The sequence below is a fragment of the candidate division KSB1 bacterium genome, assembly GCA_024655945.1.
GTDB lineage: Bacteria > Zhuqueibacterota > Zhuqueibacteria > JANLFK01 > Oleimicrobiaceae > Oleimicrobium.
In genome coordinates this window covers 196,348-223,268 of sequence record JANLFK010000004.1, presented here as the reverse complement: position 1 = coordinate 223,268, position 26,921 = coordinate 196,348, and the positions used below count along the sequence as shown (strand labels likewise).

The 26,921-nt window shown below is 62.7% G+C and carries 23 protein-coding genes; all 23 read right to left on the bottom strand.

The window, feature by feature from the left end; all coding sequences use genetic code 11:
* Positions 1-38 precede the first annotated feature (38 nt).
* Positions 39-1,475 carry a cysteine--tRNA ligase gene (gene cysS / locus NUW13_07420; GenBank protein MCR4438858.1) on the bottom strand — a complete coding sequence of 479 codons (1,437 nt, stop codon included), beginning with the start codon at positions 1,473-1,475 and terminating at the stop codon, positions 39-41.
* 1 nt (position 1,476) lies between these two features.
* On the bottom strand, positions 1,477-2,271 hold the full coding sequence (locus NUW13_07415; protein ID MCR4438857.1) for a BtpA/SgcQ family protein: 795 nt from the start codon (positions 2,269-2,271) through the stop codon (positions 1,477-1,479).
* Positions 2,261-3,316 carry a D-alanine--D-alanine ligase gene (locus NUW13_07410; GenBank protein ID MCR4438856.1) on the bottom strand — a complete coding sequence of 352 codons (1,056 nt, stop codon included), beginning with the start codon at positions 3,314-3,316 and terminating at the stop codon, positions 2,261-2,263. The genes NUW13_07415 and NUW13_07410 overlap by 11 nt, the downstream gene beginning before the upstream one ends.
* The gene (locus NUW13_07405; protein MCR4438855.1) at positions 3,309-4,748 is read right to left on the bottom strand and encodes a glutamate--tRNA ligase family protein; all 1,440 of its coding nucleotides are present in this window, start codon (positions 4,746-4,748) and stop codon (positions 3,309-3,311) included. Before NUW13_07405 ends, NUW13_07410 begins: the two co-directional genes overlap by 8 nt.
* The gene (gene ispF, locus NUW13_07400; GenBank protein ID MCR4438854.1) at positions 4,708-5,217 is read right to left on the bottom strand and encodes a 2-C-methyl-D-erythritol 2,4-cyclodiphosphate synthase; all 510 of its coding nucleotides are present in this window, start codon (positions 5,215-5,217) and stop codon (positions 4,708-4,710) included. The genes NUW13_07405 and ispF overlap by 41 nt, the downstream gene beginning before the upstream one ends.
* Complete coding sequence (gene ispD, locus NUW13_07395; GenBank protein ID MCR4438853.1) at positions 5,214-5,903, bottom strand: 2-C-methyl-D-erythritol 4-phosphate cytidylyltransferase; 690 nt, start codon at positions 5,901-5,903, stop codon at positions 5,214-5,216. Before ispD ends, ispF begins: the two co-directional genes overlap by 4 nt.
* Positions 5,904-5,936: 33 nt before the next feature.
* Complete coding sequence (gene queA, locus NUW13_07390; protein ID MCR4438852.1) at positions 5,937-6,965, bottom strand: tRNA preQ1(34) S-adenosylmethionine ribosyltransferase-isomerase QueA; 1,029 nt, start codon at positions 6,963-6,965, stop codon at positions 5,937-5,939.
* Positions 6,966-7,008: 43 nt separating this feature from the next.
* Entirely contained in the window at positions 7,009-8,046 is a 1,038-nt protein-coding gene (gene ruvB, locus NUW13_07385; GenBank protein ID MCR4438851.1) for a Holliday junction branch migration DNA helicase RuvB, read from the bottom strand.
* A gap of 9 nt (positions 8,047-8,055) precedes the next feature.
* Positions 8,056-8,661 (bottom strand): Holliday junction branch migration protein RuvA, encoded by a 606-nt coding sequence (gene ruvA / locus NUW13_07380; protein MCR4438850.1) that lies wholly within the window; start codon positions 8,659-8,661, stop codon positions 8,056-8,058.
* A 95-nt stretch (positions 8,662-8,756) separates the two neighbouring features.
* Positions 8,757-9,239: a crossover junction endodeoxyribonuclease RuvC gene (gene ruvC, locus NUW13_07375; protein ID MCR4438849.1), complete on the bottom strand. Its 483-nt coding sequence runs from the start codon at positions 9,237-9,239 to the stop codon at positions 8,757-8,759.
* A gap of 36 nt (positions 9,240-9,275) precedes the next feature.
* A complete protein-coding gene (locus tag NUW13_07370; GenBank protein MCR4438848.1) occupies positions 9,276-10,028 on the bottom strand; it encodes a YebC/PmpR family DNA-binding transcriptional regulator in 753 nt (250 codons plus the stop codon).
* Positions 10,029-10,205: 177 nt separating this feature from the next.
* Positions 10,206-10,727: an SPOR domain-containing protein gene (locus NUW13_07365; GenBank protein ID MCR4438847.1), complete on the bottom strand. Its 522-nt coding sequence runs from the start codon at positions 10,725-10,727 to the stop codon at positions 10,206-10,208.
* A 161-nt stretch (positions 10,728-10,888) separates the two neighbouring features.
* On the bottom strand, positions 10,889-13,867 hold the full coding sequence (locus tag NUW13_07360) for a T9SS type A sorting domain-containing protein (protein MCR4438846.1): 2,979 nt from the start codon (positions 13,865-13,867) through the stop codon (positions 10,889-10,891).
* Between the two features lie 41 nt (positions 13,868-13,908).
* Entirely contained in the window at positions 13,909-14,250 is a 342-nt protein-coding gene (locus tag NUW13_07355) for an STAS domain-containing protein (protein ID MCR4438845.1), read from the bottom strand.
* Positions 14,251-14,320: 70 nt separating this feature from the next.
* Positions 14,321-15,064 (bottom strand): hypothetical protein, encoded by a 744-nt coding sequence (locus NUW13_07350; protein ID MCR4438844.1) that lies wholly within the window; start codon positions 15,062-15,064, stop codon positions 14,321-14,323.
* A 27-nt stretch (positions 15,065-15,091) separates the two neighbouring features.
* Positions 15,092-17,650, bottom strand: a complete 2,559-nt coding sequence (locus tag NUW13_07345; GenBank protein MCR4438843.1) for a M14 family metallopeptidase — start codon at positions 17,648-17,650, stop codon at positions 15,092-15,094.
* A 50-nt stretch (positions 17,651-17,700) separates the two neighbouring features.
* Positions 17,701-19,086 carry a nucleotide excision repair endonuclease gene (locus tag NUW13_07340; protein MCR4438842.1) on the bottom strand — a complete coding sequence of 462 codons (1,386 nt, stop codon included), beginning with the start codon at positions 19,084-19,086 and terminating at the stop codon, positions 17,701-17,703.
* Positions 19,083-19,736, bottom strand: a complete 654-nt coding sequence (locus tag NUW13_07335; protein ID MCR4438841.1) for a DUF4254 domain-containing protein — start codon at positions 19,734-19,736, stop codon at positions 19,083-19,085. Before NUW13_07335 ends, NUW13_07340 begins: the two co-directional genes overlap by 4 nt.
* 105 nt (positions 19,737-19,841) lie before the next feature.
* Positions 19,842-22,091: a tetratricopeptide repeat protein gene (locus NUW13_07330; GenBank protein MCR4438840.1), complete on the bottom strand. Its 2,250-nt coding sequence runs from the start codon at positions 22,089-22,091 to the stop codon at positions 19,842-19,844.
* A gap of 8 nt (positions 22,092-22,099) precedes the next feature.
* Positions 22,100-23,191, bottom strand: a complete 1,092-nt coding sequence (locus tag NUW13_07325; GenBank protein MCR4438839.1) for a radical SAM protein — start codon at positions 23,189-23,191, stop codon at positions 22,100-22,102.
* A 133-nt stretch (positions 23,192-23,324) separates the two neighbouring features.
* Positions 23,325-24,308, bottom strand: coding sequence for a TGS domain-containing protein (locus tag NUW13_07320; GenBank protein ID MCR4438838.1), 984 nt, complete (start codon positions 24,306-24,308; stop codon positions 23,325-23,327).
* A gap of 43 nt (positions 24,309-24,351) precedes the next feature.
* Complete coding sequence (locus NUW13_07315) at positions 24,352-25,401, bottom strand: N-acetylmuramoyl-L-alanine amidase (protein MCR4438837.1); 1,050 nt, start codon at positions 25,399-25,401, stop codon at positions 24,352-24,354.
* A 232-nt stretch (positions 25,402-25,633) separates the two neighbouring features.
* Positions 25,634-26,662, bottom strand: coding sequence for a pilus assembly protein TadG-related protein (locus tag NUW13_07310; protein MCR4438836.1), 1,029 nt, complete (start codon positions 26,660-26,662; stop codon positions 25,634-25,636).
* Positions 26,663-26,921 lie beyond the last annotated feature (259 nt).

Here is a 26,921-nt window from a genome sequence, read left to right as displayed (position 1 = left end):
TTGCACCGGCGCGCGAGCTCGCGGCACACCAGCCAGCCCTAAGCCCACCGCCAGGTCGTCTTGTCGCGGCCGTCCTCCAACACGACTCCCATCTCCTTCAGCCGCGCGCGAATATCGTCCGCACGCTGCCAGTCGCCAGCACCTCGAAGTTGCGTGCGCACCTCAACCAATAGCTCGATCAGCGCCTGAGCCTTTTCCGAGAGTCCCGCCTTGGAAAATGGAGTGATGCCCAGAACGTCGCCCGCCAGTTCCTTGAAAAACTGCAGGGCCGCATCGACGCTCCCCCGCGTGGGCGCGGGCTGCGCTTCCAGGAAGACATTCACGTCGTGCACCGCCTCGAAGAGTGCGCCGATGGCCGCTGCCGTGTTGCAATCATCATCCATGGCTGCCAAGAACTCTGACTTGCGCCTCTGCAGCGCGGCCGCAAGCTCGGCATCGGCTTCGCCTTCGGCCGCATCGCCGCGACGGTGCTCCAGGGTTCTGAGCAAGGTATGGAGGCGGGCAAGTCCCTGCCCCGCGGCGCTGACGGCCTCGTCGCTGTAGTCCAGAGGCGAGCGATAATGACTGGTGAGCACGAAGAAACGCAACTCCTCAGCAGAGTGCCTGGTGAGGGCCTGTTTGATGGTGGTAAAGTTGCCCAGCGACTTGCTCATCTTCACGCCGTTGACCAGCACCATGTTGTTGTGCAGCCAGTAGCGCACGAACGGCTTGCCCGTGGCCGCCTCGCTCTGGGCGATTTCGCACTCATGATGGGGGAACGAATTCTCCAGGCCACCGCCGTGGATGTCGATGGTCTCGCCAAGGTACTTCATGGCCATGGCCGAACATTCCAGGTGCCAGCCGGGGAAGCCCCACCCCCAAGGGCTGGGCCAGCGCATGATGTGCGCGGGATCGGCTTTCTTCCACAAGGCAAAATCCGCCGGGTGCCGCTTTTCCGGACTCACTTCCACGCGAGCGCCGGCCTCTTGTTCATCCAGCGACCGCCCGGAAAGCTTGCCGTAGTCGGGAAACTTGGTCACGTCGAAGTAGACCGAGCCGTTGACCTCGTAGGCATAGCCCTTGGCGATCAATGTCTTGACCAGCTCGATCTGCTCGGGTATGTGTCCAGAGGCACGCGGCGAGATGTCCGGTCGGACGACAGTGAGCGCATCCATGTCCTCGAAGTAACTGCGCGTGTAACGCTCCACCAGCTCCATTGGCTCGATACGCTCGCGCGCTGCACCCTTCAGGATGCGGTCCTCGCCCGTATCCAGCAAGTGGCCTACGTCGGTGATGTTCTGCACGTAGCGCACCCGGTAGCCTAAGTAGCGCAAGTAGCGCACAATGACGTCGAAGGAGACGTAGCTCTTGGCATGACCGATGTGCGCATGGTCATAGACAGTGGGACCACACACGTAGATACCCACTCTCCCCTCGTACAAGGGGACGAACTCTTCCTTTCGCCTGGTGAGCGTGTTGTAGAACTTGAGTGCCATACTATGTCCCTCTCACTGCCGACACCAACTCGCGAACTCGCTCGACGGAAACTGCCCCGCCGGCCTTAAGGCAGGTGCCGACGATGAGGCCGTCGCAGAACGGGAGAAACTGACCCGCATTGGACGGGGTAACGCCGCTGCCCACCAGGATGGCAGCACTGGGAAATGATTCCCGGAGGTGCTGCACCAGAGCAGGGCTTGGTGCCTCACCGGTAGCTCTGCCGGTGACGATGAGAGCGTCCGCCCCGGCTCGCTCGAGCAGGTCTGCCGCCTGTCGCACCGGGTCCGCTTCGCCGAGCGGTGCGGCGTGTTTCACCAGCACATCGGCAAGCACCATGACTTTCGCGCCCAGTGCGGCCCGCGTGCGCATCACCTCGTGGGCCCTGCCTTGGATAAGCCCCTGATCGGTCACCATCGCGCCCGCCAGCACATTGACCCGGATGAACCGCGCTCCCACTATTGCGGCTATCGCGAGCGCCGCCATTGCGTCGTTGCGTAGTACATTCACTCCCACGGGCAAACGCGTGGCCCGAACCAGGCGGTCCGTGACCATGGCCATGGCGGCGACAGTCACCTCCGGAACACGATCGGGAAAGAAAGGCCTGTCGCCAAAATTCTCCACGATGCAGCCATCAAAGCCGCCTTCCGCCAACGCCTCTGCGTCGCGCAGAGCGGCGTCGATTACCGCGCCAAAGTCTCCTGCAAAGCGCGGGCTGCCTGGAAGCGGCTGCAGGTGCACCATGCCGATGAGCGGCTGCTCGACGCCAAATGCAGCGCGAAGCAAACTACTGCTCACGAGCACTCCCCTGAGCGCGGCGCAGGGCGAGCTCGACAATCCGCTCGCACAACTCCGCGAACTCCATCCCTGCAGCACGCGCCGCCTTAGGCACCAGGCTTATACCGGTCATGCCGGGCAGCGTATTCATCTCCAGGCAGTACACTTTGCCATCCTCACGGTATCGCATGTCCACCCGGCCGTAGTCTTGGGTGTAGAGCACCTGGTAGGCCTTGACTGCCATCTCCTGGGCTTCGAGGCGCGTGGGTTCGGGGATCGGGGCAGGCACTTCGTAGCGGCTCTTGCCGTGCGAGTACTTGCACTCATAGTCGTAAAAACCATGTTCGGGGATGATCTCCACCACAGGCAAGGCCTCACCCGCCAGAAGCGCCACGGTGATTTCCCGGCCGGCGATGAACCGCTCGATAATCACCTCCTGCGAGTACATGCGCGCTTTGCGCAGGGCCTCGGCCAGCTCCTCCGGCCCATTGACCCGGCTCACGCCCACCGTGGAGCCCTGATTGCTCGGCTTGACCACTGCGGGAAAGCCGAAACTGGTGGCCACTGCTCGCGCCACGCTTTCCCACTCCGACAGTTGCCCGTCGACCAGGAGCCACTCCGGGGTGCGAATGCCCACGCGCTCAAAAATTCGCTTCGAGGCCACCTTGTTCATGGCCAGCGCGCTCCCCAACACGCCGGTCCCAGTGTAGGGCAAGCCTGCCAAGTCGAGCAACCCCTGAATGGTGCCATCCTCGCCAGCGCCACCATGTAGCCCGTTGAACACCACGTCGATGCCCTGGTGGGCAAGGTAGTCGATACACCGAATGTAGTGTTGACCAAAATCCCTGGGCAGCTCCTCGAGCGACGGTGGTTCGGGGCCAATGCCCAGCCTGGTGACTTTGTCTCCCTCCCTTATCGGTCCATCGCCGAGGGCAGGGTCCACCAGGATGACCTTGTGGCCACGAGCGCGGAGGGCAGTGGCAATTTGCAGCCCAGAGGCCAGCGATACATCCCGCTCCGGGGAATATCCGCCCGTGAGCACCGCAATCTTCAGTTTGTTAACCAAGTATCCTCTCGATAAGTTTCTGGCACTTATCTCTGCCCATGAGCGCTACCACTTGCGGCAGAGGTGGGCCATCTCGGTCGCCGGTAAGGACAAGTCGCACCGGCACCCACAGGTCATGGCCCATGAGCCCGGTCTCCTGCCTGACCTTGGTCATGAGCCGGGAGAAAACCTCCGCATCGAGGTGGCGCAGCGACCTCAATCCACGTGCAAAAGACCAAAGCACCTTCTGCGAAGACTCCCGCGCCAAGAACTGCACTGCGGTCCTGTCCATGACCGGCACCGACTCCCTGCCAAACACCGAGAGCTTTTGCGCCAAGTCTCCCACGGAAAAAGCCCAGTCCCGGTACAGGGCCACCAGCTGCGGCAGGCGCGGGTCGCTCCCTAAGCCCGCACGTGCCAGGGCGGGCCGCAAGGCTTCGTGCAGCTCCTCATCACTGAGGGGGCGGAGCTGGCGACGGCTCTCTTCGCGGAGGACTTCCAGGTTGAGCACTGCCTCGTGGGTGGGCAGCTCTTGCAGCCGAAAGAGCGGCAGCAGTTCAGCCGCGCTGCGTACGGTCAGCTGGGCGATTTCCATGCCCACCAGGCGCGCGACAAAGGCCAGCACCGTGCTGGCAAGGTAACCTTCGCGGCGCAAGCGCTCGATGGTGACCCGGCGGTGTTCTGCTGCCGGATCGAAACCAGGGAGCGCGCGCACCGACGCCAGGTGAGCAACCTGCGGTGGCTCCAAGTCCAGGGCTCGACAGATGAGCACCTGGCGGAAGGTGAAAGGCATCGCCTGTTCGTCGCGCACCACGTGCGAGGCGAACATGAGCGCGTCATCCACTGCAGCCCGAAACTCAGGTGTGGGTGCGCCGCTGGGCATGGCGAGCACCACATCGCCCACCGCCTCCCCACGCAGCGAAATAGGCCCGCGCAGCAAGTCGTCAACCACAATCTCGCCTGCCTGGCCCTTGAGCCTGACGATGGAGGACACGCCCTGCCTGGAGAGCTCCTCCACGCGGCGGGCCGGCAGCGTCGAACAGCCTGCACTGCACTGCGCCGGCGCGGGCTGAGGAGACCTCGCTCCGTCCCCCACGCAGAAGCAGCGGAAGGCACTCTGTTCAGCCAGGAGTTTCTCCAAGAAGCGGGCGTAGAGCTCATGCCGCTCTGCCTGGCGATACGGAGCAAAGTCCCCACCGATACCAGGCCCTTCATCTGCAGCCATGCCAAGCCACTGCAGGTCCCGGTACAGGCTCAGTTGCGTCGCGGGCTGGAGACCGCCGGCAAAGTCGTCGAGGCGGACGACAAAAGTCCCGCCGCCCTTCTTGGCGAGCAACCAGCTTACCAGCGCCAGCCGCGCCTCGGCAAGGCTCAGATGACCCGCATCAGCTACAGAGAAAACTACCCTGGGACTAACCGGCATGTTCACCGCTTGCTGCTTCGCCACGCGCATGAGCCAGGAGGGCCACGGCCGAGGCAGCGATCCCTTCGCCTCTACCTGCCATGCCGAGCCCTTCGGTCGTCGTGGCCTTCACCGAAACCGCAGAGGGGCAAACCTGCAAGGCGGAGGCGATGTTCTCGCGCATCTGCTCGATGTAGGGGGCCAACATAGGCCGCTCCGCGACCACGGTAGCATCCACATTGACTACGACAAAGCCCGCATCAGAGACGACGTCAGCGACCCGCCGCAGGATCAACAAGCTGGACACCCCTTTCCACTGCGGGTCTGAGTTGGGAAAGTGCTTGCCAATGTCCCCGGCTGCTGCAGCCCCCAATAGCGCATCGGCAATGGCATGGCAAAGCACATCGGCATCCGAGTGCCCCAGCAGCCCCTGTGGGAAGGGGATCTGCACGCCACCCAAGATCAGCGGCCTGCCGGCGACCAGCCGGTGCACATCGTATCCTTGCCCTACTCTCATCAGCCCTCTTGCCCGACCAGCCATTGCACCACGATGCTCAAGTCATGGGGCGTCGTCACTTTGACGGCGCGGGGGTCCCCCTTGACCACCCAAACGGGGTGCCCCAGCCGCTCGACCATCGCGGCATCGTCGGTCACCTCTACCCTTTGCCCCTGGGCGGCGCGGTATGCCTCAAGAAGCAGCGCATAGCGGAAGGCCTGGGGTGTCTGCACGGCGATGAGCCGGTCACGGTTGAGCGTCTGCACCACCTGCCCGCCTTGAACCTCCTTGATGGTGTCCGCCAGCCGGATGCCCGGGATAGCAGCACCATGCTTTTCCGCGGCCGAAAGGACTGCGGCCACCACTTCGGGGTTCACCAAAGGCCGGGCACCGTCGTGGATCGCCACCAGCTCGCTCGCTTGCGGCACAGCTTGCAGGCCGGCCCACACCGAGTCCTGTCGGCGTTCGCCGCCTCGCACCACCGCGACGACTTTGTGCAGGTCAAAACGGTCGACGATCTCCTCCTGCACCCACTGCTCGCGCCCCTCGGGAACTACAGCGATCAGAGCATCCACCAGAGGCATGCGCTGGAAGGCGCTGAGGGAGTAGAAGAGCAACGGGCGCCCGTGGACGAGGGCAAATTGCTTCGGGGTGTCGGAACCGAAACGCGCGCTGCGTCCCGCCGCCACCACTATCACCGTGGTGCGCACGGCCACACTCTCTTCCGCTTCTGGCGCACCAGGCTACAGGATCAGCATGGCATCGCCGTAACTGCAGAAGCGGAACTTTTCCCTGATCGCTCTGCGATACGCCTTGAAAATCAGGTCCCGGCCGGCAAAAGCGCACACCATCATCAGCAGCGTCGATCCCGGGAGGTGGAAATTGGTAATCAGGCGGTCCACAATCGTGAACTCATACGGGGGGTAGATGAACTTGTCAGTCCACCCTTTGCCTGGCTTGACCCATCCCTCGGAGGTGACCACTGTCTCCAGGACGCGCACTGTGCTCGTCCCCACGGCGATGACCTTGTGCCCGGAGCGCATGGTCTCATTGATGGCGTCCACTGACTCTGGTGAAATCTCATAGTATTCCGAGTCCATCTTGTGACGGCTCAAGTCCTCCACCGCCACTGGGCGGAAGCTGCCCAATCCGAGATGCAGAAGGACCGGGACAATCTTGACCCCCTTCTTCTCGATCTTTTTCAACAGCTCTCTGGTAAAGTGGAGGCCAGCGGTCGGGGCGGCCACTGCCCCACGGGTCTTGGCGTAGACCGTCTGGTAGCGCTCCTTGTCCAAAGGCTCCGGTTCGCGCTTGATGTACGGCGGCAAGGGCGACTTGCCGATGCGTTCGACAATTGCGTAAAAGTCACCGTCATAGTGGAATCGCACCACACGACCGCCGGAAACCGTATTGTCAATGACGTCGCACATCAGCTCCTTGCCCACGGTCAGACGATTGCCGATGCGCACTTTGCGTGCCGGCTTGACGAGCACTTCCCACAGGCTCGGTTCCAATTCGCGGAGCAGGAATATCTCCACCTGCGCCTCGGTGCGGTCCTTGGTGCCTAACAGGCGCGCCGGAAAGACTTTGGTCTCGTTGACTACCAGGCAATCGCCCTCGTTCATATAGTCCACCACATCGCTGAACAAGGCCTCGTCAATCTCGCCGGTCTCGCGGTTGACGATCATCAAGCAGGCCTGGTCGCGTCGCTTCGCAGGGTACTGAGCAATCAGCTTCTCTGGTAGGTTGTATTGAAAGTCCGCAAGCTTCATAGCTTCACTCCCTCAGAAGTCACCGGTCGCTGTACCTTGGTCCTTAGAACAGGCTTTCCTGCTTTCTCTGGGGTTGCTTGAAGCCAAAGTGGGCAAAGGCGCGCTCCGTGGCCGTCCTGCCACGGGCGGTGCGGTCGATGAACCCTTCCTGCACCAGGTAGGGTTCGTAGACTTCCTCGATGGTCTCGCCATCTTCGCCAACTGCCACCGCCAAGGTGTTGAGCCCCACTGGTCCCCCTTTGAACTTTTCGATGACGGTGCAGACGATGCGCTTGTCCATCTCATCGAGACCCAGCTCGTCAACTTCCAGGCGACGGAGGGCATCGAGGGTCACCGGCAAGGTGATGCGCGACAGGCCTTCAACCTGCGCGAAATCGCGCACCCGGCGCAGCAGGCGGTTGGCTACCCGCGGCGTGCCTCGCGAGCGCCTGGCGATTTCCAGCCCCGCCTCCTCGTCGAGGCCAATCTCCAGGATGCGGGCCGAACGTTTGATAATCTGAAAGAGCTCTTCCGGCTTGTAGTAGTCGAGACGGTTGGTCACGCCGAAGCGCGAGCGCAAAGGGGAGGTGAGAGAACCGGCGCGCGTGGTTGCCCCGATCATGGTGAAGGGCGGCAGTTTCAGGCGCACAGAACGGGCGTTTGGCCCCTTGTCGATGATAATGTCCACCTGGAACTCTTCCAGCGCCGGGTAGAGGTACTCCTCCACCACGCGGCTGAGGCGGTGCACCTCGTCGATGAACAGGACGTCGCGTTCCTCAAGCCTGCTCAACAAGCCCACCAAGTCCAGAGGCCGCTCCAAGGCGGGTCCAGAAGTGCAACGGATGTTGACTCCCATTTCATGGGCAATGATGTTGGCCAGGGTCGTCTTGCCCAGCCCCGGCGGGCCGTAGAAGAGGCAATGGTCAAGCGGTTCGCCGCGCTGCTTTGCAGCCTGGATGAACACCTTCAGGTTATCCACCAGCTTTTTCTGCCCGACGAACTCGTCAAAGGAGGTAGGACGGAGAGCGGTATCGAACTCGATCTCGCCATCGAGTCGCCCCGGATTGGTTGCTCTGTCGACCGTGTGTCGCTGAACCGCCATCTTTCTACCTCACACGTTGCGCAAAGCGCGTTTGACGAGCTCTTCGGCCGTAAGCGCCTCTTGCGGCGCAACTTGCGCGAGTACGCCCTGCAGGGTCTTCTGCGCAGCGTCACGGGTATGGCCCAACGAAACGAGCGCCAGCAGGGCATCTTCTACCACTTCGGGCGCCACCTTACCCCTGGCACCGGGAACGCCGCCGGCCGTCTCCAGCTCTGCAGCGAAGCGCTCCTGCAAATCCACCACCAGGCGCTGGGCCAGCTTCTTGCCAATGCCGCGCACCGCGGCCAGCGCCTCGGCGTCCCCCCTGGCGATGTGCTGGCGCAGGTCGTGCACCGTGCTCCCACACAGGATGGTGTGCGCCAACCGGGGCCCGATGCCGGTCACCGAGAGCAGACGGACGAACATCTCTCGCTCCTCCGCCGTGGCAAAGCCAAAGAGTTCCAGACCGTCTTCCCGGACGTGCAGGTAGGTGAGAAGCCGGACTTCGCCCCCAGGGGTTCCCAAAGCTTCGAAGCTCGAAAGGGGGATAGCAACATCGAATCCGACGCCCGCCACTTCGACGATGGCGCGCGTGGGGGCTTTGTGGACCAGCGTACCCTTGAGGTAGGCAATCATTCCCGCGTCAGCACCCGTTGTCGGCCGTTCGCAGAAGGAAAGGGCGCTACCTTGCTCGACACCATCCGGCCATATTGCGCCACCACATCCACGATTCACCTCTGCTTCAGGGCCCAGCGTTGGGCGTGGCACAGGGCCACAGCCAGCGCGTCTGCCGCATCGTACATGCGCGGCGCTTCTTGCAGGCCGAGAAGCTTGCTTACCATGTACCGCACCTGTTCCTTGGAGGCCACTCCGTTGCCCACAACCGCCCGTTTCACCTCGGTGACCGCGTACTCGAACACCGGGAGCCCATGCTGTTCGGCCAAAAGGAGCACGACGCCGCGCGCGTGTCCCACGTTCAAGGCCAAGCGTGGGTTCTTGGCCAAGAAGAGCTCTTCAATCGCCACCCCTTCCACGGGACAGGACTCGAGCAAGGCGCCCAGCTCGTCATAGATGGTGCGCAACCGCCTGGCGAGGGGGAGGTGCGCTGCGGTGATGATGCTGCCATAGCCGCCCGCGCTAAGGCGCTGTCCGTCTGCGACTACCACGCCGTAGCCAGTGCGCGCCACCCCAGGGTCAACGCCTAACACATACACCTGTTCTGCCCGCAGCCTGGGAGGCGAACACCCTCGCTAACTCTGCTCCAGCTCTTCCAAGACCTTGTCGTCAATGTCGAAGTTGGAGTAGAGGTTCTGCACGTCTTCTTGCTCCTCCAGGGCGTCCATGAGTTTGAGAAGGGTCTCGGCGTTCTTGCCTTCCACCTTCACCGTGCGCTTCGGATACATAGTGAGCTCTGCCCTTTCAATCTCAAGATTCTTGGCGAGGAGCGCACGCTTGACGTTCTCAAATTCCGCCGGCGAGGTCGTGATTTCGTAGGTCTCCCCCTGGTTGCGCAGGTCTTCTGCTCCTGCCTCCAAGGCAATGGCTAAGAGATCGTCTTCCGACTTGCCCGAGGGCTTGACCGTGATCACACCCTTCTTCTCGAACATCCAGGCCACGCAGCCATTTTCGCCGAGGTTGCCGTTGTACTTGCTGAACAGGTGCCTAATCTCGGCGACCGTGCGATTCTTGTTGTCGGTGAGCGTCTCCACCATGATGGCCGCCCCACCTGGCCCGTAACCCTCGTAGATCGCTTCCTCGTAAACGACGCCGGGCAGTTCCCCAGTACCCTTCTTGATGGCCTTTTCGATGTTCGCCGCCGGCATGTTGGCCGCCTTAGCAGCAGCGACCGCGGCGCGCAGGCGAGGGTTGGCGTTCTCATCCCCACCGCCGACGCGTGCAGCAGTGGTGATTTCGCGGATCAGCCGCGTGAAAAGCCGACCACGCTCCGCATCAACTTTGGCCTTCTTGTGCTTTATGCTATGCCACTTTGAATGTCCGGACATGCACTTCCTCCCACGGGCTTGATCGTCTGCCGGCGTAGGCCGGGCCTCTCTGTTTTGGCTGTTAAATTTAATAAAATTGGCCCCGATATGCAAACGAAAAATCCGCGGGCAGAGCCGCGGCTTCGCAATGTTGCACAGGAGGCCAGCCTGCGCCCTACGCGGCGCTGTCGGGAATGTCTACGGCTGCTGCGACGCACCCCCAGGCGTGACCATGGTGCGCACCACCCAGGCCTGGCCAAATCCTTTCTCGATGGCCTTTTGCTGGAGCTCCTCCGCCTCGAAACGGGAGAGACAATCACCGACCCGCACCTTGTAGTAAGGTGCATCGAAGACCATGTACACGGGCTCTTCGAACTTGAGCACAGCCTCCTTGCGCACCTCACGGGCCACTTCCTCGAAGGGCGTGGAGATGATTTGCACCCGGTAACCCTGGAGCAACGATGGCTGCGCTGCCGTCTCTGTGCCGAAAGGTTCCGGCTGCGTGACCACACCCTTGCTGGGACGAGCCACCCCCTCCGGCACGGGGATTGCCGGCTCGCTCTCCTTAAGACTTGCCGGGTCCCAGTCCTCCACCACGCCGCTCACCTTCTTGGCAGCAGAGGTGGATTCCTTCCCTCGCGGCGTAGTGGCACAACCCGCCACCAGGGCAGTCAGACCCAGCAATGCGCCAAGAGTCCACAAAGCTATCCTACTCATCATCTCGCCTTGCCTGTTTGGCAACTTTCTCATGTCGGCTAGCCGCTGCCAGAAAGCCACCGTCGACCGGCGCACAGGCTCTGGTTGCCGCCAAAGCGCTTCTCAACGAGCAGATGGTCAAGGCAAAGCCATGCTTGCGCCGAGTCTCTGCCAGCGGCACTACCTCACTGCATTTTGAGCATCTTCATTGTGGCGGCAAATGCCCCTGCCTGCAGGCGGCAGATGTAGAGGCCGGAGCCAGCAGCGCGCCCCAATGCGTCCCGGCCATCCCAGGCAACAACGTACCATCCCGGCGGTTGGGGGGCGTCCACCAAAGTTGCAATCTCCTGGCCGAGCATGTTGTAGATGGTCAGCCGCACGTGGACCTGTTCACCATCGGCAGGCTTGGCTATGCGGTAGGAGATCTCAGTTCCTGGGTTGAATGGGTTCGGATAGTTGCCAGCCAATGCGAAAGCGCTGGGCGGCTCCACCGTAACCTCCACTACCGGCGAGTACTCGAAGCGCCCGTCGTTGTCCAGCTGCTTGAGCCTGTAGGAGTAGGTGCGCGCCAACACTTTCTGGTCGACGAAACGGTAGCTCCGGGGTCTGGTGGTGGTGCCGCCGCCGCGCACAAAGCCCAGGGCCAGCCACTCGCCCCCGTTTCCCTCCCTGCGCTGCACCTCGAAACCGTAGTTGTTGCTCTCGCTCTTCGTCGTCCACTCCAGCACCACCTGGCCTTCGCCTGGATGGGCCTGGAAGCTCGCCAACTCCACAGGGAGCGTGGTTGCAGAGGCCACGTTCGAATAGGGCGAGCGATTGCCCCTGTCATCCAGCGCCACGACCACAAAGTAGTACGTCCTGTTCTTGGCCAATCCAATCACCGTGATGGTCTGCCCCAGGCCCGGTTGTACAGGCTGCGGCGGGGACGCGAAGACCGTGGCGGCCTCCCACCAGGCAGTAGTGTCTGCGCCCACCGGCTGCGTGGAGTAGCGGACTTCATAGGCCGACACAGCGCCCCCGAGCCATCCGTCATCGCCAGGGGCGGTAAGGCTCAAGGTCACGTAGTCATCTTGCACCTGCTCAATCGCTAGGTCGGCGATCCGCGCAGGAGGAATCTCGTCCGGAGCAGGCAGTGTGGTGCCCTCCGCAACATTGGAATAGCCAGAGCGGTTGCCCACCTCGTCGACGGCCACGACAAGGAAGTAGTACGTCGTGTTCTCCTGCAACCCAGGGACGGTGATGGTCTGCGGTTCACCCGGCTGTCCAGGCGGTGGAGGAGCCGAGAAAACCGCAGCCGTCGCCCACCACGCCGCTGTGTCAGCTCCCACCGCCTCGGTGGCGTAGCGAACCTCGTAGCTTGAGGCGGGACCTCCGGACCAGCCATCATCCCCTGGCGCAGTCAGGCCGAGCGTCACCGCTTGCCGCTGGACATCCACCACTGCAAGGTCGGCAATCCGCGCAGGGGGCACGTTGTCTGGAGCCGGCAGTGTAGTGGCGGTGGCGACGTTTGAGTAAGCGGAGCGGTTGCCCACGTTGTCGAGCGCCACGGCGACGAAGTAGTAAGTCGTGCTCTGCTGCAAGCCGGCGATGATGATGACCTGCGCCTGCCCAGGCGGCCCAGGTTGCGGTGGAGCAGCAAGAGCCGCAGCTGCCGCCCACCAGGCGGCCGTATCGGCCCCCACCGCTTGCGTGGAGTAGCGAACCTCGTAGCTTGTGGCCGCTCCTCCAGACCACCCATCATCCCCTGGAGCGGTGAGGCTGAGTGTCACCGACTGTTGCTGGACATCCACCACTCCGAGGTCGGCCATTCGCGCAGGTGGGATCACGTCGTAGACCTCGGGCACCCCCCACGCCTGCAGCGCTGCGCTTGCTTGCCTGCCCAGTTGCTCTGCCTGCTGATAAGAGAGGTTGAACGGGAAGTAGTACGACCAGTAGGTCAAGTTCAGGGTGCCCACCATCGTGTCATTGTCTTCCAAGATAAGCCCGGTCTCCCCGTAAGAACCGTCCTCGCCGGTGTTCGGCGATTCCGGTGAGGCGGTATCGCGGAAAAAGAGCCGATAGCGGTCGCTAATCGGGTTCCCGCCCAACGCGACGACACCCAATACCGAAGCTCTGCTGAGTACCGCCCCCGGATAGCTTGGATCGGCCACGATCAGGTACCAGTTGGTCCCTGGCCAGAGCAGGGTATCTTTGAAGCCCGCGGCCTCGATCGCATTGATGCGATTGCCGGCCTGGTTGTAGGGATTGTAGAAAATCATGCCAAAGGCGCGGGAGTTGAGGTCGTAGGAAAAACGGAGCATGCGCAAGCTCACGTTTGGTATGGTCACCAACGAGCGCTCGCCAGTGGCCATGTAGGACAGGTACGGATAGTAGAAGGTCGTCAGCTTGAGGCTATCGGTGAACGACACGCCCAACACCGACCCACTGAACAGTATCACTTGGGAGCGGATCACCCGCACCGCACCGGCGCGAGCATCGACCCGACGCAGACTGATCCAGGGGTGGTCCTCGGTGAATGGCTCAATGTTCAGGCCGTAGACATTCACCTGCAGGCGAAACTTCTGCCGGTCAAGGAAGTCGAGGCTATCGCCCCCGGCCGCAGCATTGATGGCCAAGTAGTCGGCAAAGCCCTTCACTCCGTTCTGGATGGTGTAGCTGACACCGGTGACCAGGTCCATGGCAGAGTCATACCCCACGTAGTGAGAGGACGAGGTGGCAAGGGAGGACGACAGGTAGATGTACACATACCCCTGCCTTAGTCCATCCAGAGTGTCCGCCACGGTGACGAGATAGCGCCTATTGGCCCGCGCCTCCGCATCTGCCACCCAGGCATCCTCGGGGCAGAGGTCGCCCGCATCAGAGGCCATGAAGACCACCTCATCGAGGGAATCGAGCACCCCGTTGTAGGCAGGGGCGAAGTAGGTGGAGAGGTTGTCGCGCTCGTCAATCTGGAACGGGATGGGGAGCCACTGGTCACTGTCGGCGCGATAGGAGTAGACCCGCATGTTTGCCACCGGCGCACCGACAAATAGCGCCAGATGGCGTCCCTGCAGCACCACGGGGTCGTAGGGCCGCTGCAGGTCTGCGGCCAAAAGTGGCCCACCAAGCAGCATGACCGTGGCACCCCAACGCCACACTCGACTCCAGCAGTACCCAGTAACCATGGCAGCTCCTTTCGCCTCCTTGCTCACCGGCGGAGAACCCCCTACTTCCGGAAGCTTTCGACCGCCCGTTCGACCGTGGGGAATGTCTCGAAGATGGTGACCAGTTTGGTAATCATGAGCAGGCTTTGCACTTTTTCGGCGACGCCCGCCAGGCGGATGTCGCCCTGTGCATTGCGCAACGTGGTCATGGCGCCCATGATGGCACCCAAACCGGAGCTGTTCACCCACTTCACTTTGGACAAGTCGAGGACCACGCCCTTGATGCCCCTGCCCACCAGTTCCTTGACCTTCTCGTGGACCTCAACCGTCTCAGGACCCCCCATCAAATTACCCTTGACCTGAAGGACTGCGACGTCTCCCTGCAACTGCTCTTTGATCGCCATAGCTTCCTCCGCGTGCTTGGTCCATCCCAAAAGCCGCTCCAATTTACGAATTTCCGCCCAAGATTGCAACTCATTTCTCGTGCTGCCGGAGCTCAACGTGGGCGACCGGCTTAGCCATTGCGTCCTTAAGCCGAGCTCCGGCAGCAAGAACCTGTGCAGCTCGTTCCCCCCAGCCGCTCTCCAAGTAGTACTCGCCCACCTTGCGATAGGCGTCTGCTACTCCTTCCGGGCCCAGGATGCGCGCCAAAAGCCTCTCTGCCGACATCCCTAGGCCTAAAGCCACCTCATCTGGCTCTTCGATTATCCATGCCAGCAGAGGCACATCGTCGGCATACGATGCGATCAATTCGAGGAGAAGCTCCCGCCCCTCATCGAACAGACTCTTGATGTTCACCAGATTGGTTGAAAGGGTCTCCTGGATAGTCTGCCTGCCTTCCTGGTCGTCGTGGTAGTACCCGACGCCGCAGCGGTACTCCTCCACCACCTTCATCTTGTGCCAAAGCAGCTCCACATTGACCAGGAAACGCAGCTCCGGCCCCTGCGGGGTGAATTTACCCACTTGCTGGAACCTGCCGGCAGCGATATCTTCCGGGCGGCGGAAGACAAGCGTCAGGTCGTGGTGGACCTCCTGAAGCATGGCCCTGACGCGCTCCAGCTCCTCGGCTGCCACGCCGAGTTCCCTGATAAAGCCCTCGAAAAGGGTGGCGAAGCGGTCAGACGTCTTCAGGTACTGGCGCACCGCTCTGGCGATCCGCCAGGGGCGAATGTTCACCACATATGCGCTCACCTGGGGCCGGAACAGGTCATTAGGCATGGGAGCCTCGCCAATACTGCGCCTCTGTCACCGGCGCTTTTCGACTGCAGCCCAATACAGCGTGTTGAACAAGACTCTGAAGGTCGCCACCGTCCAAGCGCGGAAGTGGGGCCTGAAGCCGAAGAGAATGGCCCTGCCTCTGCCGAGCTGGCATTCGGCCAGCGCAGCGCGCCCAGCGATCAGCCTCTCGCCCTGCAGCCAGCCGCTCAGCAGCAAGCTGTCCGAGGCGAAAGAAATCGGCGCCTGAGCGGTGTCGCAGGAAAAGGCCATGGCCTCGCTCATGAAGATTGCCGCGGAGGTAGGCATGCCAAAGCAAAGGGGATGCTGGGTGTCGCAGCGCACGCGGAGGAGCGAGCCAGGGCACCGAAAATCACGCCCCTGCTCACCGGCCAGCACGTTGCGCAGCGGCAGGGCGAAGTGGCGCAAAGGCAGCGAGCAAGCAGCTCCAAAGGCGACAAGCGTTCCGCCTTGCTCGACGAACGCGCGAAGCTGCTCGACACCGGCACGGCCGAGGCCGCCGCTGTACGCAGCCGGATATTGCTCTTTGCTGGCCCCCTCCAAGAGAACCCGCTCCCCCATGCTCGGCAGCACTATGACGTCGAACGCCTGCGCAAGGTCTCCGGCCCGCACATCGGCATCGTGCAGGACCTTGTAGGCGAAGCCATCGCGCTCCAAGACCCATCTGAGCCATCCTTCGTCGGCTACCGGCACATAGCTCTGGTAGATCCCCACACGCGGCTGGTGGAGAGGCCAAGCCTCTGCCGAAGGAATGGCTTCGACTGGGAGCAGCTCCACTCCCAGGACAGTTGCTAAGCTGTCCACCGACCGCCAGAAAGACATGTGTTCCAGCACGAAGGTGCCCGCGGGCCATCGGCGCCCGGCCGCCTCGAAGTGCCGCTTAGCCCATTGCACTCGTCCCCCTCGTGCCAGCACAAAGTTCACGATGGCGAAGGCACGATCGTCAGCAGGCGACAAGAGGTAAGCCGCACCGGTTCGGCGCCCGGCAATGCCCCCCTGCGGAAGGAGCGCGGCTTCTTGCAGCACCAGGTCTGACGGCAAGGGGCCAACAACCTTCTCGGTCGTCACGCCCATGAGCAGGGGAAGCTGGTGAGCGGTGACGTCGTACGGTTCTGCAGGTGGCGCCTCTGGGTGTACGCGAGGCGCTTCGTAGCGCGCGGGCTCCAACAACGTGCGTGCATAACTGCCAAATGGCTGCGCCAGCGGGATCACATACGTGCCTGCCCCATACGAGCGGCTCCCGACACGGAAGGGCTTGGCCGCCTGGTAGACCTTCAGCAAGCCACGGCGCAGAATCTTCAGCATCTCGATGGCTGCCACCCGGTCGTGCTGATGGGGCGGCACCAGGAAGGCAGAGACATCGTCCCGGGGGCAGAGGGCGTTCTGCGCGACGAGGTAGGCGTTGCGCACCCATTGCTCGCGATTGCGAGCCACCTGCTGCAAGATCGCCCAGGCCACCGCCTTGTCATAGTCCACAATGTGGCGCAAAGTCCACCTGCCGCCCGTCCACGGCAAGGGCATATTCCACCGGCGCATGAGCAGCTCCTGGCGACCACGGGCGGCAAGTTCTTCTGGGCGGATCGTCACCGGTGTCGCCAGCCGACAACCGGCGGCCTCGGAGAGGAAGCGAATGCCTCCATGGTAGTTTGGATAGGCACGCGCCGGTGTCCAGGCATCAAAGTTGGCATTCATGATTACCCCGGCAAGTCCTCGGGCGGTAAGTTCCAGAGCCACCTCGGTGCCGAGCATGGTCATCGCTGCCTGCAGCACGGGGTCGACATTAGGGTCAATGGGGTCGACGTAGGGCGGGAGGAAGAGACGCGCACCAAAACTGCCCATCTGATGCATGTCCAGCACCACGTGTGGCAGCCAGGCATTGTACACACTGTCCACGGTGAGGCCGGTTTCCGCCTGAGTGAGCATGAACCAGTCGCGGTTCAGGTCGTGCCCGGCGTAGCGGTGGTAAAGCCACGGCGGGCTGCTCCCCTCGTACGGCGTCCCCAGCTGCTGGCGGTACCAGCGGACGACCATATTGAGGCCGTCCGGGTTGTGCGCCGGAATCAAGAGCAGGATCACTTCGTCACGCACAAGCTGGGCGGCGGCGGATTCGTCTGTCGCCAGCTCATAAGCAAGTTCTGGGGCCATCTGCGCGGCGCCGATCTCGGTGGGATGGATGCTGCAGTTGATGCTCACGATGCCGCGGGCCTCTTGCACAAGGCGCGAGGCTTGCACCGGGGGCGTGCGCCGCGCATCGGCAAGCTGGGCCTGCACCTCACGATGGTAGCCTTGCCGCTGCAGGTTAGCCTCGGAACCGATCGCCACTACAAGAAACGGATTGCCCTCGGTCGTGGGGCCCACAAAATGCAGGCGTACACGCGGCGATGCCTCAGCAAGGGAGCGAAAGTAGGCCACCAGCTGGTCATAATCGACAAGGCAGCGGTCACTGCCCAAGCGGAAGCCGAAAAACTGCTCCGGGCTGGGTACCTGCGCCCTGCTATCTCCCGCTGCCCCCAAGAGCAACAGGACGGCAATGAGGATACCTCCGCGGGTGCGCAGCGCTTTCCTCACGATGCACTCCCCGCGATTCTCATGCACAATTCCCTTGCGCCATGGCCGATTCAGCGGAAGATCTGCCTGGTGCCCGGCATGAAGTTGTCCACATGCAGCCTGAGGAGGCGCAGGCAGTCCTCTGCATCGCGCGACTCATCCACTTCCACCCAGCTCACGCTGTCCTGGTTTCGTTCCAACCAGCTAAAAAGGATCTCGGCAAGCTGCTGTTCCAATTCCCCTGGCGCCCTTTGGCCAGGAGAGAAGTAGAGCCTGTGCAAAAGGGCGCGCGCTTCCTCGTCGGCCAGCGGGGATTGTGCCCGCAACTGCGCGAACGCCCCGCCGTGGGTGGCGAAGAACAGCTCCACGGCCCCGGGCACCACGGAGGGAAGGAGCAGGATGCGGTTGGCCCGCGCCCGCGCCCTAACTGGCCGCGCATGCACCTCCGACTGCCGGTTCACTGGCGGATCGTGCTCCGCAATCAGACGATGTTCTAACAGTAAGGCCTCAAGCTCAGAGCCCACCTCCACGATGGGTATGTCGTGCAAGTGGTGGCGCAACAAGGCAGTCTTTGCCTCTTCAGCGCGCGAGGCCTGGAAGTAGCTGCGCACCCGCTGGCGCACATTGCGCGCTTTGCCCACGTAGAGGACCTCGCCAAGCTTGGAGAGCATGAGATACACACCCGGCGTCTGCGGCAGGCTCCGCAGAAACTCAGGGCCAAAGCGGAGGCTGGACCAATGCGCCGGCGGAACAGGCGGCTCGGCAAGCTCCACGAGCTCATCTAAGGTGGAGATGCCTTTCTCCAAGCAATGTTCCAGGAGCACGGTGAGCTCCTCCGCCAAGAGCCTGCTCACGGACAGAGGACCGTTTTCAAGTCGCAAAGGCAAGCCGAGGACGGCGGCAAGTTTTTCTCCCGAAGTCACCTTCTGCTCCAATACCCCACGCGCGAGGCCCTGGAGGGAGAAGACATCGCACTCCAACTCCCCGAAGCCGGCGCGCACGCTCAAGCTGTTCAACCAACGAAACGCTGTTGTTCCTTTGAACTCCACGACGCAGCCCGCCTGCACTGCCCGAAGAAGGTCAGCTAAGCTGCCCTTCCCACCGCCGCACGCAGGAATGCTGCCCTGCCAACTCACCTTGGGCAGGCGCTGCGCCCCGGCGAATGCAATGACCCCTCCCCCGGCTACACTGAGACCATGTAGGACCGTGAACGCCAGTTGACTTGTCTCGCGCGACCCGACGGCCGCCAGGAAGAGCACCTGGTGCAGGTCACGCCCCTTCACTTGCCACCCGGCTGCGGTGTGCTCGAAGCGCGTGTCGCCTGCCACGGCAGCAGCGATGAGCCTTTCTGCAATCTGCGGCGAGGCGCCTTCAATCCCCAGCACGTCCCTCACCAACTGGGCCGAGGGCACAGCTCCAGCTCTCCCCCGCAGGTAGCTGTACAGCTTCTCCCTCATTCGCTTTGTGGGTCCTTCGTGCTCCCTTTTCCGGCACCGTAGAGCGCCGGATTCAGCGCAGGGTCGTTGTACATCTTGAACTGCCGATAGAGCTTGAGTCTCTTCTCTCCGGCCAGGATCTCCTTGAGCAGGCGTTCTAAGGAGACAATCAGGTCATCCCGCTGTTCCTGCAGGACCGCACGGCGCCCCTCGCAGGCGGCACGGTGTCCCGGACCCGCGTCCTCGCGGCGCGCCTGTTCGGCCATGTGATAGATCTTCAGCGAGGCGATGGACAACCGGTCCAGGATGCTGCCCGGCGTTTCTGAGTTTTGCGTGGCACCCGAATGGGGGCGAACACCCAGTCGTTGCAACGCGGCAAGCAAGTGGCCGTCCAGCTGCTCGATGGTGTCATTCCTCCGCTGGTTCCAGTGGTCAATGGCCCTCTTATGCGCGACGATGACCGCATCGGCCACATCCGGACGGCGCGCCTCGTCTTCTTCATGCCAGAGGGAGAAATTGCACACATGCAGAGCCTGCAGCAGCTCGAGCAACCCGTCTGGCTTGGCGGGCATGTTCGGGCACTCCTGGTGCCAGCGCCCGGTCCAGGCGTCCAGCAGCTGGACCAACTCCTGCACACCCTCCGCGTCGATGAGGGCGGAAATCCTTCGCATGTTCGTTTTCTCAAGACAGCTCATGCCAGCTCGTCAACTCGCCCTGCCGAAAGCGGAACAATTCTCCGTCCGCACCTTCGTGCAGCGCATGGGCAGTCGCTTGACTCACAGTAGTCGCAGGCCGACGGCTCGTTCAGCGGCCTGCCCGGAGTGTCGGTCGCTGACTTTGACCATCAACGTGTACTGGCCGCTGGCCACACTGCTGACGTCGATGGCCACATACTCCGAGGCAAACTCGGAGGTGCCACTCCTCTCGGCGCGAATGGTCAACGATGGCTTCTGTCCGCTGCCGAGCAGGCCAAATGCCGTGCCGACTCCCTTCTTCCCGCGCTTGACGGCCTCAAGCCGATACTCCAGCACATAGTCGGTGCGCCCGTCCTGGTCCGGATGCAGGCCGTAGAGCTCGAAATAGACGTACACCGGCTGCTGGCGCATGAAGGTTTGAGTGGGGTTAGGGACGATTTCCAGGTCGTTCCACACGAAATTGGAGGGCCTTGTCGCCTGGGCGATGCGTGTTGCAACGACAAGGTCGCTGACATGCAACCCGGGAGCCGCATAGTCTTCCACTGCACGTTGCAGCTTGAAGCCTCCCAGCAGATCCAGCTCGGGCACGCGCACGTGGAAGCCGACGTTGTACGTCCCTGCCGCCAGCAGGAAGCGCCGCGCCTCGATGTAGGCCGCGCCACTGCGGTGCGGGTCCACTTCCGCGGTGAGGCGCTCCTCGCCCACTAGGCGGAGGGAGCGGTCGAACAGGGCCACGCCATGCTCCACGTGCACGAGCCGCGTGTCCTGCTTGGCGCGCTGGGCCAACGGCCGCAGCGGCACGGCAAAGCAGAGCTCCAGAGCAGTGAGCCCCTTTTCCCCTCGGAAGGTGGCCAATATGAAGGGCACCTCCAGTGGCTGGATCGCCTTGTCCCAGGTGTGCCGGTCGGTGGCCAGCGCCACCGCGACCACCTTTTGACTCTCCTGCGCCATCTGCTCCACTAAGTTCAGGCGTTCCAGCTGGTCGGCGCGCAAGAGTCGTGCGTACTCTCCGCCCCACGTCAGGCGGTCCTCCAGCATGCGCGGGTCGTCGATGTACGGCGCCAGGCGCCAGGCAGTGGGAGAGTTCTCCAGCATGAAGTGGAAGGTCATGCGCGGGTTGAAGGGCGTCTGGTAGTAGAGCCACGACTCATTGGCCTCCACATCCTGACCCAGCGTGGTTGCCCGCTCGTCGGGCTCGCCGTGCCTGATGAAGATGAGCCCCTTGTCGTTGTACTCCTCGTTCAACTTGCTCACTTTGGAAAACTGCAGGCGGTTGAGTTTGTCCGGGTTGTTGAAGCGCGTCCTGAAGCCATCGTACTCATAGTTCTTCTCGGCATAGAGCAGACGGCGATAGTGCTCGGCGAGGCGGCAGTTTGTCTCCGCTGCCGGCGTCGGGTCGCGCTGCGTCCAAATGGCACGGAAGAAGGCGATGAGCGAATCGGCAGATCCGAGGGAGCGATAGAACTCCAACTCCTGGTCGTTCAGCACGTACTTCACGTCCTCAAAAACGAGATCCGCCTCCACGCGCGAGCTGATCTGGTCAACGGCCCGCCAGAAAAGCTTCTCACCTTCCGCCGCGTTGCCCCGCTCGTATGCGACGCGCGCAAGGGAAAGATAGACGGGCTGGCGAGGCATAGTCAGGGGTTGCTCCAGAAGAGCCCGCAGGAGAGAATCGGCCGCGGCCAAGTTGCCGGCGCGGCGCCATGCTTCTGCCTGCGAGTGGCGCGCATGCTCCCACGGCTGTTCCGCCAGCCAAGCCAGGGCGCTGTCGAGCCTCGTGTGAGTGATGAAATGGCGATAGAGGCGGAAGATACCGACTTGCGGTCTCTCGAGCTCGGGCCGTAGCCGCAGCTGCGCGTGCGCCGCCTGGATGGCCTGCGTGTAGCGCTCGCGGTAACGACAGAGCACCGCGTACTGGTAGAGCACGTCCTGGAAGGAGGAGTCGCGTGCCAGCACCTCGTTGAAATGCTTCTCAGCCTTGTTCCAGTCCAACTTGCGCAGCAACAGCGCTTTGTACTTGCCGCTCTCGCGGTAGCAGATGCCCCGGTAGTAATGGGCTTCCAAATCGTCTGGCTTGCGTTCCAAGATCGCGCCGAACTGGTCGTTGGCCTCGCCCCAATCCTCATTGGCCACGGCGATCCTGCCCAGGCCGGCACGCGCCCCTAAGGAGGACCTGTCCGCCTTCAGGACCTTTTGATAGAGCTGGCGAGCTGCCTGCAGGTCCCCCCTCACGCGTAGAGAATCAGCACGCGCCAAGAGTTGGGCGGGCTGGGCGCCAAGTGCCCTGCCCAGCATCCACAGGCTCAGGGCCAGAAACAGGTACCTGCGCAAGCTCGACCTCATAGCACGACCTTTTCAGTCACATGTAAGGGCCTCGCGGCGGAAATAGCCACGCCTTTGTTCCCATGGTCCGCGCCCAGCTCATAGTCGTACTGCACCACTGCAAGGTCGCTCTGTTCGAATGCCCTCCGCTGCTCGGCCATTCTCTGTGGGGGCAACACGTCCAAGAGGCCCGCCTCCACCAGCTCGGCGTAACCGGTGCCCGGCACCACGACCAGGTCAGAGAAGGAGACACCCGGGGGATCGAGCTGGCGAAGCAGCGAGAGCGTCTCCTGCAGATGCTCATCGTAGAAGCGTTCGCCTCCTAACCCCACGAGAATGATGGCCACAAAATGGATGCCGGCCTCTCGGAGCATCTCCCCTGCGGCAAGGATGCGCTCCCGCTCCGCTCCTGGCACTCGACCCTTGCCCATCAGGCGCAGCAAGCGACCCGAGCCACTCTCCACGCCCCACCAGAGGAGGCCGAGGCCCAACTCGCGCAGACACCGCAACCCATCCACATCCTTGGCAAGCACGCTCTCCGTGCGGCAGAAGGCACTTACCTCCACAGGCTCCACGCGCGATTCCACTCTCCTGAAGTAGATGCATTCAAAAAGCTCGTCGTACGCGGTCACCTGCGCACTTGACACTCTGCGACCAGGGAACTGAGCACGCACCAGACGCAGCACCTGCTCCAGCTTCGCCTGAGCGGTGCACAAGGCATCGGCATCCAGGAGCATCAGGCGGCGCACCGGCAGGTCTCGCCGGCTGCACTCGGCTGCCAAGAGCCGCACCTCCTTTTCAATGCGCGGGAGCGGCTTTTCTGAGAAGGCCACATCCTTAAAAAAGGGGCAGAAGATGCAGCCGTTGTGCGGGCACCCGACATTAATCTGCAGAAAAGCGGTGCCTCCGGAAGCCTCGGCCGATGGCACAACGCGTGGGGCCGCCCGCCATCCCTCGAAGAATCCGCGAGCAGCCAATTCCCGGACAAGCTCCCTCATGCCCTCGTGACGCAGGGTCATCTCGGGAAGACTGCTGCCGCCCTCTACCATGGGGCGGGCCGCGTCGCTCGCGCCATGTCTGCTCAAGGCCACCGGAAAGCCACTCTGCACGGGAAGGCGCCACTTGCCCGTAACCCTGGCGCGCGGGGTTTCGCCAACTCTTGCACGGAGAGGGCTTGCAGAGCCGCGCGGATCCAAGCACTCGGCCTTCCCCGGCCCTTGCCACACCCGTGGCACGGCCAACTCAGATGTGCAGCTCGATGACATCGCCGTCCTGCAGCTCATAGTCCTTCATCACGCGCTGGCCATCGAACTTGCCGTTGCCCCACACCCGCGCAAAACGAAGCTTCTCGCCAAAATCGTGATGCACCATATTGGCAAACTCCAGCACCGTAGCGTTCCGCCTGAGCACAAACGGCCGCGAAAAGTCTGGCTCCTTCCCCGGCGGCTTGGAATAGACGCGCAGCACGTTGAGCATGCCAAAGACGGCGCGGCGCAGCTCCTCCAGTCCGTCGCCCCTCTGCGCAGAAACCGGAAGCATCTGGTAATCGCAGCCGTAGAGCTCTTGGAGAAAGGCAAATGTTTCTGCGGCGTTGGGGCAGTCCATCTTGTTTCCCACTACCAGACACTGCTTCTCGATGACGCTGGCCCATGGGTCAAACTGCGCCTGGCCAGCCACCGGCTTGATCTTGCACTGTTGCAGGAGGCGCAAAGTTTCCTCGAACTGCCCCAGAGGGTCGTCACAGGCCAAGTCGATCACGATGAGGGCAGCGTCTGCCGTGCGGACGATGCCTGCCACCCAGGGTTCCATGTGTTGACTGCTAAAGGGCGGCAAGTCGACCAGTTGCACTTGCACGTTCTCAAAAGGCATCATGGCAGGATAGGGCGCGCGGGTAGTGAAAGGATAGGGGGCCACCTCGGGAGTGGCGTGGGTCAGCGCCGCCACAAGTTGCGACTTGCCCACGTTCGGCGCCCCGATGAGCGCGACCTGCCCTGCACCCTCTTTGGCCACGGCAAGGGCAAACCCCTTGCGCTTGCCGGACTTTTGAATCTCCTCGTTGAGTTTGGCGATGCGGCGCTTGATGTCCGCCTGCAGTTTCTCGGTGCCCTTGTGCTTGGGCACCGTGGCCAACATCTTGCGCAGAGCATCCAACCGTTCCTGCGGCGTGCGCGCTTGCTTGTACTCGCGCTCCGCCTCCAGATATTCGGGGGTCAAATTCGCTGGCACTGCCGAATTTCCCTCCGAACTGCGTCATCGCCAGTTGCCGGGCCTATCTCCTCCCCGGCTTGTCGCGGAAGTAGCTGGCTATCGCCTCATAGAGAACGCGCGCCACCCGCTCGCGCCCGGCGCCGCTGGCCAAAAAACGTTCGTGCGCCGCATTGGACAAGTAGAGGGGCTCCACAAGAATCGAGTATGCAGCACCATTAAAGCGCAGCACATAGAACAACCTCCCGCCGTACACGAGCTCATCGGTCTGCAGGGCGTTCATCAAGGCAAGCCCCACGTGCCGCGCCAACTCCCGGCTTCTTTCCGAATAGAAGTAGACTTCGGTCTTGCTCTTCTGCCGGTCGCGGGAGGCGTTCAGGTGCACGGAGATCATCAGGTTCGGCTGCAGCGCGCGCGACATGTCCCGCCGCGCAACCAACGAGGGACCGCTGTCGTCGATCCTGGTCATGCGCACGTCAAACCGGCGGTCGGCCAACAGGCGAGCCGCCAGACGGCGCGAGATGTCCAGCGTGACATCCTTCTCGAGGGTACCGAATCTGCCCACGCCGCCCGCATCTGTGCCGCCGTGCCCAGGGTCAATCAAGACCATGATCGGGCGCTCTGGTTCTCGTGGCCGCGCTCTCGGCCTGGCCGCCACCGCAACCACCACGTAGTTGCGCAAGCGCCGCACCCTGACCCTGGTCTCTGCCTGAACTGTGACGACCAAACGGACCGTCTGGGGATCGTTTTGGGCCCAGTGGTACTCCGCTACCTGGTCATCATCCACGCCGACCCTGCCGGGTTTGCTCACCACGCACGGGGCCAGGTCCAGGATCACCCGGTTCCCCCACTGGTGCTGGCGCACCGTGAACCACCCTCCACCGGCAAGCTCAACGGCGACTGTCCCCTCCTGGTAGGTAACCTCTTTCACCGGCACCAGCGGCGGCGGCAACATAGCAACAGCCGCGCAGCCGACCATGCCGCCGAGCAAGGCGACAAGGCAGAGGAGACGAAGGGACAGTGCCCCCATCCCCTGTGCCATCGTGAACGGACGTGCTCTCTTCACGCGCCCCAGCCCTTTCTGCAGTGTGCTCCTCTCGCCGTCGCGTGCCATTCATCGCGCACCTACAAATATAGCAATATCCACGGCATTCGCAAGCAGAAAATGGCGGTGCCAACGGCTCGCGCAGAAGGCGCGAGGGAGCCGTCCTGGGAAATGCAAAGGCCGCTTTCCATCTCTGAAGAGCGGCCCTGCAGCGAATGTGGAATGAGAGTGTGAAGCAGTAGAGAGGGAGTTTCTATGTCAGTCCATCGCTATCCTTGCCTGCCTGTGCGGCCATCATTACTCACTGGCTGAGCTTGATGGCAAACAGGTCGGAGCCGCCACCGCCCATTTCACCGCGCGTCGCGGCGCGCATGTAGTAGCCTACAACGTCCTGTCCGTCCATACCCTCCAGGAAGAACACCCCGAAGCGGATGACTGTCACCTCGCCGCGTCCGTTGCCGGGGTCGTCGTTTGGATCGATGAGGGCGATCTTGCAGATGCGCGGGCTGCTGTCGCCCGGGTAACTCGACCCCTCCACATGGTCGCCAGCCCAGTAGGCGTTGGGGTCAAGGGACAGCACGCTGTTGACCCCTTGGCGCGTGGGGCCCTGCTTGTTCCCCGGCTCCACCATCAGGCGGTCGCCGATCTCTACCTTGCACGATGCGCCGTTGATGATGTTGTCCCGATAGGCGTCGGCGCCGCGCACCGGCGACCCACGATTCACCGGCGGGAAGCATACCGGGTAGTGCCAGCTCCCGGTGGGGCCACCATGTCCATGGGCGCCAGTCTTCAGCACCACACGGTCTCCCACCTGCCACTGTTGGTCAGGCACTGCCCATGGTTTGAGGCCATAGGTGGAACGCACCGTGCCGCAGGTGGCGGTGGCCTGCGCGGAGATGTTCACCCGTCGCAAGTCGATGAGCTGGAGAAAAAAGAGGTTGACAGGCCGCGTGACGGAGACAGAGACCTGATTCGTCGCCGGGAAAGAGACCTCACTGGGGTTGAGCTGCAGTGACCGGTTCTGCAGCTTGTTCGCCCCGAAGGTTGCTACCGCGTAGGAGATGGCGGTCTGGTTGTTGCGGATGAGCCCGCGCGCCCCAGCCAACGCCGCCGCATCCACCGCCGACTGCAATTGGGTGCGCGAGGAGAGGATCGACCCCAGGTCGATTGCCATCCCCGCGCAGCAAAGAAACACAAACATCATTGCAGTCGCTAAGGCAAGAGCGCTCCCTCGCTGATCGCCGAGCAGGCCCCTCACCCAACCGCCGCTTCCCAGCGCTGCTCGAGCGTCGCCATAGGCTCTGCGAACGTGTTGAACGCTCTGCTGCACTCTTGCCCTCCGGGTGCTCACCGCTACCATCCGCCGCGCTCCGCACCCAACCCATCACCACCACACACACCGCGCGGCCTGTCGACTTCCTCGTCCCATCTCTTCGCAACTGCTGTGCCAGAATTTGACACCCCTGCGCGGGCCATGACTTTTAAAGAGTTAGCACCACCTCGGCTGGCCGGCCAAGGTCCAGTAAGCGCAGCATTTCATGCGGTAGCGCAGCAAATCCTGCGCTCCCTCTGCTCGTGCACTGGGCGGC